The organism is Pseudoalteromonas sp. TB64, assembly GCF_000498095.1.
Taxonomy (GTDB): domain Bacteria; phylum Pseudomonadota; class Gammaproteobacteria; order Enterobacterales; family Alteromonadaceae; genus Pseudoalteromonas.
Genome location: NZ_AUTQ01000008.1, coordinates 1 through 8,523, shown reverse-complemented (window position 1 = coordinate 8,523; position 8,523 = coordinate 1). Strand labels below are relative to the sequence as shown.

The 8,523-nt window shown below is 35.8% G+C and carries 7 protein-coding genes and 1 tRNA gene; 7 read left to right on the top strand and 1 reads right to left on the bottom strand.

Going from position 1 to position 8,523, the window contains the following annotated elements; genetic code table 11:
* The first annotated feature begins 1 nt into the window (after position 1).
* Positions 2-71: transfer RNA gene (locus L647_RS0100240), tRNA-Glu, on the top strand.
* Positions 72-639: 568 nt separating this feature from the next.
* Positions 640-906: a DksA/TraR family C4-type zinc finger protein gene (locus L647_RS0100235; RefSeq protein WP_024609431.1), complete on the top strand. Its 267-nt coding sequence runs from the start codon at positions 640-642 to the stop codon at positions 904-906.
* Between the two features lie 52 nt (positions 907-958).
* On the opposite strand, the gene gloA is transcribed toward L647_RS0100235, so the two are convergent.
* Positions 959-1,360 carry a lactoylglutathione lyase gene (gloA, locus tag L647_RS0100230; RefSeq protein ID WP_024609430.1) on the bottom strand — a complete coding sequence of 134 codons (402 nt, stop codon included), beginning with the start codon at positions 1,358-1,360 and terminating at the stop codon, positions 959-961.
* 944 nt (positions 1,361-2,304) lie between these two features.
* On the opposite strand from gloA, the gene L647_RS0100225 reads away from it, so the two are divergent.
* The 5 genes from L647_RS0100225 to L647_RS0100205 form a co-directional block, all read left to right on the top strand.
* Positions 2,305-3,183 carry an NAD(P)-dependent oxidoreductase gene (locus tag L647_RS0100225; RefSeq protein ID WP_024609429.1) on the top strand — a complete coding sequence of 293 codons (879 nt, stop codon included), beginning with the start codon at positions 2,305-2,307 and terminating at the stop codon, positions 3,181-3,183.
* Between the two features lie 157 nt (positions 3,184-3,340).
* Positions 3,341-5,587 carry a polysaccharide lyase 6 family protein gene (locus tag L647_RS0100220; RefSeq protein WP_024609428.1) on the top strand — a complete coding sequence of 749 codons (2,247 nt, stop codon included), beginning with the start codon at positions 3,341-3,343 and terminating at the stop codon, positions 5,585-5,587.
* 59 nt (positions 5,588-5,646) lie between these two features.
* Positions 5,647-7,803, top strand: coding sequence for a heparinase II/III family protein (locus L647_RS0100215; protein WP_253948823.1), 2,157 nt, complete (start codon positions 5,647-5,649; stop codon positions 7,801-7,803).
* A 5-nt stretch (positions 7,804-7,808) separates the two neighbouring features.
* Complete coding sequence (locus L647_RS0100210; protein WP_024609426.1) at positions 7,809-8,153, top strand: cupin domain-containing protein; 345 nt, start codon at positions 7,809-7,811, stop codon at positions 8,151-8,153.
* Positions 8,154-8,155: 2 nt separating this feature from the next.
* The coding region (locus tag L647_RS0100205; protein WP_029880314.1) for an MFS transporter at positions 8,156-8,523 on the top strand (368 nt) is incomplete at its 3' end.

The window sequence follows — 8,523 nt, the reverse complement described above, 5'->3', positions numbered from 1 at the left end:
CATCGTCTAGAGGCCTAGGACACCGCCCTTTCACGGCGGTAACAGGGGTTCGAATCCCCTTGGGGACGCCACTTACTTATTTTAAGTATTGTATAAAGCTGTGTGACACCGCACACTCTATGCACGACGTTATCAAGAGTACTAATCTCTTGGAGACGCCATTTACTTATTTTTAATAGGGAAGTGCAGTGTTGTTAAGATTAAATATAATTTAAAAACCTTCATATACCGCAACTCCATTTTACTTTCCTTAGTATATTTCAATATAATTTCATTTATAATCCATTCAGCACTAATAAATGTTTTACTTGATAGCATAAATCCACATCAGTTGTATTAAGCAAATAGTTATTTATAATGATTAAAGGCTTTAATAGTAAATAATACCAACCTGCATAAATATTTGAACAATTTAACGAATTAAATCACTCTATCACGTTGTTAAAAACTCTTATTGTAACAACTAGATATATAATTATTTGCTTTGTTAGAGTGTAATCTTCTTGTCGTTAAATCGCGCTTATAGTTAAAGCTAATTGGTATAGCTATATTAACGCTATTAGTAATGCCTTTAGTTCTTAAAATGATCAATGCTTTAATTCAATTAGTATTAAACATCCAACTTTACTAGGAGGATTTATGGCGAGCGGATGGGCACGAGATGGTGCAATTCAAGAGCAGATTGATGCAAGTGTTGGTGATGCAGTGCAGTATGCAAGAAGTAATTTAATATCAGGCGCAAGTGCAGAACTATGCGACGAGTGCGATGAAAAAATACCACAAGCACGAAGACTTGCATTACCTGGAGTGCGGTATTGTGTTGCATGCCAAACTACTATCGAGGGTGAGGGGTCTAGATCTAAAGCATTTAATCGACGTGGCAGTAAAGACAGCCAGTTACGTTAGAAAAGGTGCTTTAAGCACCTTTTTTATTTAACTTAAATTAACTGTTAATAATTTAAAACTTACTCATATCTTCCTTTTTCTGAATAAGTTCAATTGCATAACCATCAGGGTCTTTCACAAAAGCGATTTCGGTGGTGCCACCTTTTACAGGTCCTGGTTCGCGGCTTACGTTACCACCAGCGGCTTTAATATCATCACATGCCTTATAAATATCGTCAAACTCAATAGCAATATGACCATAAGCGTTACCTAAATCGTAACCGTCTTGATCCCAGTTATACGTAAGTTCTAAAACGGTGGTGTCAGTTTCATCACCATAACCGACAAAAGCGAGCGTGTATCGATATTCTTCATTTTTTGAACGGCGAAGTTCTTTCATACCCAGTATTTGGGTATAAAAGGCAATTGATTTTTCTAAATCTGCAACACGTAACATAGTGTGTAATAAGCGCATTTGTGGCTACCTTAGTTTTAGTCTTTAAATTTACATACTGTATAAATTTTAATTTTTTCTTAACCATATATGTAAATGTGCAAATTTAATACTTGAGAAACTTTGAATAAAAGGTACTTACCGAAAGCTTAAGCATAATAAGTATAAATGTATATTTTATGCTTTACATATATCTTGGCTATAAATGTAGGCTATAGGTGTAAATTACAACCTCTTGGACATTATTACTTATTATATAGCTTTATTGCTTAGAAGCGGTAGCTTGAGTACAGAAAGCCGCTGTTAAGTAGGTCGTAATAATTTTGATAAATAATAGAGTGATTTTAAACGAAATGTATAAGGCAATATTGAGTTTATAAACTAGATTAGCCTTACCAATTTTTTTATTAAAGTTACCTGTCTCAATTCTTTTTACGTTAAATACAACTGATATATGCAGTAGCTATTTTATTATTGGTCAACCTGTTGGTCATTATTTTGTTATCTAATTTTTTACAAGTATTAATATGTATAAAAAATCACTTTTTACAATTAAGTTATTGTTTTTTAATCGTTATATTTTAAGTCTCCTGCTTTATTGTAAGAGGGGTTGTTTTACAAGGTTAACTTATTGGTTGACAAAATAGGTGTATAGTAATAAAGTTTTTGCATACCAGTTGGTAAGCTTACTTGTTTGAGCTACTAACACTGTTGGTAAATAATCAGAGCTGTAAATTAGTACGTGTTAATTAATTTGTGATCAGTTATGTCCTATAACCTAAATAAATAGACCCTATCCAGGATTGTTTAATGGTTAAGTAGGAAAATGATTAATTAATTATTCAAATACCGAAAACTTAGTGTTGCTCTACTGAATTGAAATAAACGACACAGCGGACCTATTTATGAGGTAAATCATTACTCGTACTCATAAAAGTTTGCACCATCATAATTAGGAGTTATTCATGTCAAAACCTATCATCGGTTTCATCGGCCTTGGCTTAATGGGCGGCAATATGGCCGAAAATTTACAAAACAAAGGCTATGAGCTGATTGTAATGGATCTTAGCAAAGATGCGGTTGCTGCATGTGTTGCCAGAGGTGCAAAAACAGCAAGTACAGCAAAAGAACTTGCTGCAGGTTCAGATATTGTTATGTTTTGTCTTACAACATCAGCAGTTGTTGAAAAAATCATTTATGCAGAAGACGGTATTTTAGCCGGTATTAAAGAAGGCGCTGTTTTAGTTGACTTCGGTACATCTATCCCGTCATCTACCAAGAAAATTGGCGCAGATTTAGCTGCTAAAGGCGCAGGCATGATTGACGCTCCTTTAGGTCGTACACCAGCACACGCTAAAGATGGTTTATTAAACATTATGGCTGCGGGCGATATCGAGACATTTAATAAAGTTAAGCCAGTATTAGAAGATCAAGGTGAAAACGTTTTCCATCTTGGCGAGCTAGGTGCAGGTCATACTACTAAACTTATCAACAACTTCATGGGCATGACAACAGTATGTGCTATGTCACAAGCATTTGCAGTTGCAGAGCTTGCTGGTGTTGATCGCCAACAACTTTTCGACATTATGTCGACTGGTCCATCTAACTCACCGTTTATGCAATTTTGTAAAAACTATGCAGTTGATAATGTTAGCGACCTTGGTTTCTCGATTGCTAATGCAAACAAAGATTTAGGCTACTTCCTACAAATGGTTGAAGACTTAGGTACAGAATCTAAAATTGCTGAAGGTTCGTCAGCTAACCTACAGGCTGCATTTGATGCGGGCATGGGACAAGGTAATGTTCCAGAAATTTTTGATTACTTCAAAAAGTTAGAAAAGTAATATAAATTTACTTTTGGGCGTTTGGTTATATTGCTTTGCATATAACCAAACGCTATACACACATGACATCAATTGACGCGATTTAGTCTGCTTTCAATCACCACTTTTTACACATTAATAAAGCACTACTTCAAGTCACAATAAAAAAGAGTTAACTATGCGTTTGATTAATATAATAAAGCTTAGTCTAGTTCTCGTTGGTTGCCTATCAACACAAGTTGTAGCCAAAGATTATTTTGTAGAAAGTAAACAAGCTTTTAATGATATTTCTAATAAGTTGGTTGCCGGCGACAAAGTAACACTTAAAAATGGTACTTGGTCAGATTTCGAAATTTTATTAGAAGGTCAAGGTTCAGAAGATTCCCCTATTTTATTAACAGCTGAAACTAACGGTAAAGTAATTTTATCTGGTCAATCTAACCTAAGATTAGCAGGTAAACATTTAGTTGTTTCAGGTTTAATATTCAAAGATGGTTACACTCCAAGTTCTTCAGTTATTGAATTTCGTAAAGATAAAAATCACCTAGCGTTTCATTCACGCGTAACACAAGTCGTTATCGATAATTATAATAACCCCGATAAACGAGAATCAGATTACTGGGTTGCCCTATACGGTCAACACAATCGCTTTGACCACAGTCACCTTGTTGGTAAGCGTAATAAAGGTGTTACAGTTGCGGTTCGATTAAACACTGAAGAAAGTCAGCAAAATTATCACAAAATAGATAACAACTACTTCGGTTACCGTCCTACTTTTGGTTCGAATGGTGGCGAAACTCTTCGAATTGGTACAAGCCATTATTCATTAAGTAATTCTCACACCTTAGTTGAAAACAACTACTTTGAACAAACCAACGGTGAAGTAGAAATTATTTCAGTTAAGTCTGGTAAAAATATTGTACGAAATAATGTATTTTATGAAGCTCGCGGTACATTAACGCTGCGCCACGGTAATGGTAATATTATCGAAGAAAATATTTTTATCGGTAACGGTGTTGACCATACCGGTGGTATTCGTATCATCAATAAAGATCAAATTGTAAGAAATAACTACCTACAAGGTTTAACAGGATATCGTTTTGGCAGTGGTTTTACTGTTATGAACGGTGTGCCAAATTCATCTATTAATCGCTATCACCAAGTTGAAAACGCAACGATAGAAAATAATACTTTTATTAATGTTCGACATATTCAACTTGCTGCAGGTAGTGATGCAGAACGTACTGCTGTACCTATTAGCAGTGTTATGAAAAACAACTTAATTATCAACGAAGACAATCAGCAACCATTCACAGCGTTTGATGATGTTAGCGGTATTGTTTTAAGTAATAACATTGCCAATACAAAAGTTCTTTCTGATTTAACGTATGGCGTTAAACAAGAGAAAGTTACACTTAAAAAAGCACCTAATGGTTTGTTGTACCCTACATCTAAAACATTGAATGTAGGTGCTAAGCGCGATTTAAAAGTATTAGCAAAAGAAGACACTGGTGTTAGCTGGTATCCAAAAGTACCTGCAATAATTGATTTTGATTCTGGTAAAACACACTCAGTTAAAGCAAGCGCTAGTGCATTATTAGATGCTATTGATAACGCCCAATCAGGTGACGTATTAGAACTTGCGCCTGGTCAGTATGATGTTTCTAAACTTGTTAAAATAGATAAAACATTAACATTAAAAGCAACACAAAAAGGTAAATCTAAACTTACCTTTCAACGCTCTACATTGTTTGAAATTCATGATGGCGGTAGTTTAAAGCTTGATGGATTATCAATTTCTGGTGAAAATAGCCCTGATGCAATTGGCAACAGTATTGTACGTACTCAAAAATGGGGCATGGTTGAAAATTATCGTTTTGTAATGGCTAACTCAAGCCTAACTAATCTAGATATTAATCACTCATTTCACTTTTTTATAACAGGTAAAGGTGCAATGGCTGATGAGATTGTCCTTACGGGCAATACTTTTAATAAAGTAACTGGCGATATATTACGTCTTAATACCGAAGTTGAAGATTTAGGTATTTACAATGCTGAATACGTTATCTTAAAAAATAATACGTTTAACGATGTTGATGGCAGTATTGTTAAACTTTACCGTGGTGGAACTGACGAAAGTACGTTTGGTCCTCATCTAGAAATGGTGAACAATAAACTAAACAATGTTGGTTTAGGTAAGCGTAATAAAGAGCACGATAGCGTTTATGTTCATGGTGTACAGGTAACAAATATTAAAGATAATACATTTGTTAAGTCTGCACCTATTGTTATTGAACACACGGTAGGTGAACCAAAAACTGAGATTACAAACAACACTTTTGATAAAACAAATGTACCTAGTGTTAAAGAGTTAATTGTTGCTGGACCTCATACAGCCTTAATCAAAAATAATAAGGCGAGGTAAAACACATGTATTTATCAAAGCGTCAATTTAATATTAAAGCAATAGCAGTAAGTGTATTTATGACTTTTTTGTCAGTAGATGCATATGCTGCACATCCTAACTTAGTAATTACCGAAGATGACGTAAGTCATATGCGCCAAGCAATAGGCAGCGAAGGTAAATTTGCTACTGCGTTTGAGCTATTAAAAGCACAAGTAGACGAACAAATAGCTCAACCAATTGCGGTACCTGTACCAAAAGATGGTGGTGGTGGTTATACACATGAACGCCACAAAAAAAATTATCAGCTTATGTATAACGCAGGCATCATTTATCAACTAAGCCAAGATGATAAATATGCAAACTACGTGCGTGATATGTTGCTTGAGTATGCAAAATTATACCCAACGCTTGGTCTGCATCCAAAACGTAAAATGGACTCGCAAAACCCAGGGAAATTCTTTTGGCAAAGCCTTAATGAAGCAATGTGGCTTGTGTACACAATACAAGCTTATGATCTAATTCATGACTCGTTAAATGCCGATAACATCAAAACAATTGAAAACGACTTACTACGTCCAGTTTCGTTGTTTACATCGGTAGGACAACCTTCAACATTTAATAAAGTACACAACCATGGAACATGGGCAACAGCTGGTGTTGGTATGGCAGGTTACGTTTTAAATGAGCCAGAATGGGTAGAAAAATCATTATACGATTTAGAAAAATCGGGTAAGGGTGGTTTTATTAAACAGTTAGAAATGCTGTTTTCACCACAAGGTTACTATAACGAAGGCCCTTACTATCAACGTTTTGCATTATTACCATTTGTAACGTTTGCTAAAGCGATTGAAAACAACGAACCGCAACGAAAAATATTTGAATACCGCGATGGCATATTATTAAAGGCGATTGATACAACTATTCAACTTAGCTACAACGGGTTGTTCTTCCCAATTAACGATGCAATAAAAAGTAAAGGTATCGATACTATTGAGTTAGTGAATGGTGTAACTGCAGCGTATGGATTAACTAACGACGCAGGCTACCTTGATATTGCTAAGCAACAAGATCAAATAATCCTCTCTGGTGATGGACTAAAAGTAGCACAAGCACTTGATAATAAATTAGAAACACCTTACACGTTTAAATCAGTCGCTTTTGGCGATGGTAATGATGGAAAACAAGGTGCTCTTGTCGTAATGCGAACGGAAGTAGGGGGCGATCAAGCGCTATTATTTAAACCAGCAGCACAAGGTTTAGGTCATGGTCATTTTGATAAGCTTACTTGGCAGTTTTACGATCATGGTAATGAAATTGTATCTGATTACGGCGCAGCACGTTTTTTAAATGTAGAAGCTAAATATGGCGGTCGTTACTTACCAGAAAATGAAACCTATGCTAAACATACTGTTGCACACAATACAGTTGTTGTTGATGAAACAACGCATTTTGATGCAAATGTTGAAGTAGGAAATAATAACTACCCAACGCTTAACTTTTTCGAAACAAACGAATTTGGCACAGTATCAAGTGGTGAAATAAGTACTGCATATAAAGGCGTTGACCTTGAGCGTACACTTGCATTAATTAACTTACCAGAACTTGAAAGCACCCTTGCACTTGATGTATTTGACGTTGTTGCAGATAAAGCTCATCAACTTGACTTACCTTTACATTATAAAGGTCAACTTATTGATACTAGCTTTGAGCTAAAAGCAAATGCAACGCAATTATCGGCACTAGGTACTAAAAATGGTTATCAACACTTATGGCTTAAAGGTCAGGCACAGCCAGAAAGTGGTCTAGCTAAAGTAACGTGGTTGAACGAAAACGGTCGTTTTTATACGCAAACGAGTTTAGTTAAAGGTGATGAGTCTTTCTTGTTCACTCAAATTGGTGCAAATGACCCTCATTTTAACTTACGCAACGAAAACGGTTTTATTCGTCGCGTAGAGGCTCAAAAACAACATAAATTTATATCGGTATTAGAGCCTCACGGTGAATATAACCCAAGTAAAGAATATACATTAGAAGCAGTAAGTAGAGTTACAGGGCTTGAATATAGCGAGCAGGGCGATCTAACACTTGTTGAGCTTGAGATTAAAGGCAAGACATATTTAGTTGCTATCAACAAAGCACAAACATCAGCTAAAAACACATTCAATTATCAAAATAAAGAGTTCACTTTAAACGGCCGATTAGGCGTTTATATGATGAACAATAATCAGGAGTAAATAGGATGCAAAAGCAAAGCGCACACTTTTCATTTGGCAACGAGACCGAAATTGAAGATTTAGGAAATGGTCTAAAACGTCAAATGTTAGGTTATAACGAAGAGCTAATGGCTGTTAAAATTTGGTTTGAAAAAGGGGCTATTGGTTATAACCATGCTCACAGACATTCTCAAGTAACGTATGTTGTTGAAGGTGAATTTCACTTTAACATTGATGGCGTAACTAAAATCTTAAAACCGGGTGATAGCTGCTTAATCCCACCATTTGCTGATCATGGAGCTACCTGCCCAACAGGCGGAATCCTGATTGATACTTTTAGCCCAGCGCGTGAAGACTTTCTTGAGGATTAATTATGCAACTTAAAGGCTTACGTTGGTGGGTTATAGCGTTAATTGCGCTAGCTACCATTATCAACTATATAGATCGCCAAGCACTTAGTGTGCTTTGGCCTGATATTGTTGAGGATTTATTTCCTGATGAATCTGCATTAGAGCGTAAACAAATATACGCTAACATCTCAATTGTGTTTGTATTTGCTTATGCATTTGGTCAGGCAATTTTTGGTAAAATATTTGACTGGGTTGGTACACGTTTTGGTTTTGTTTTATCAATTGGTGTTTGGTCAATAGCAACCGTTGCGCATGCATTTGCACAGGGCGTAATGAGCCTTAGTATCTTTCGTGCCATTTTAGGTGTAGCTGAAGCCGGTAACTGGCCAGG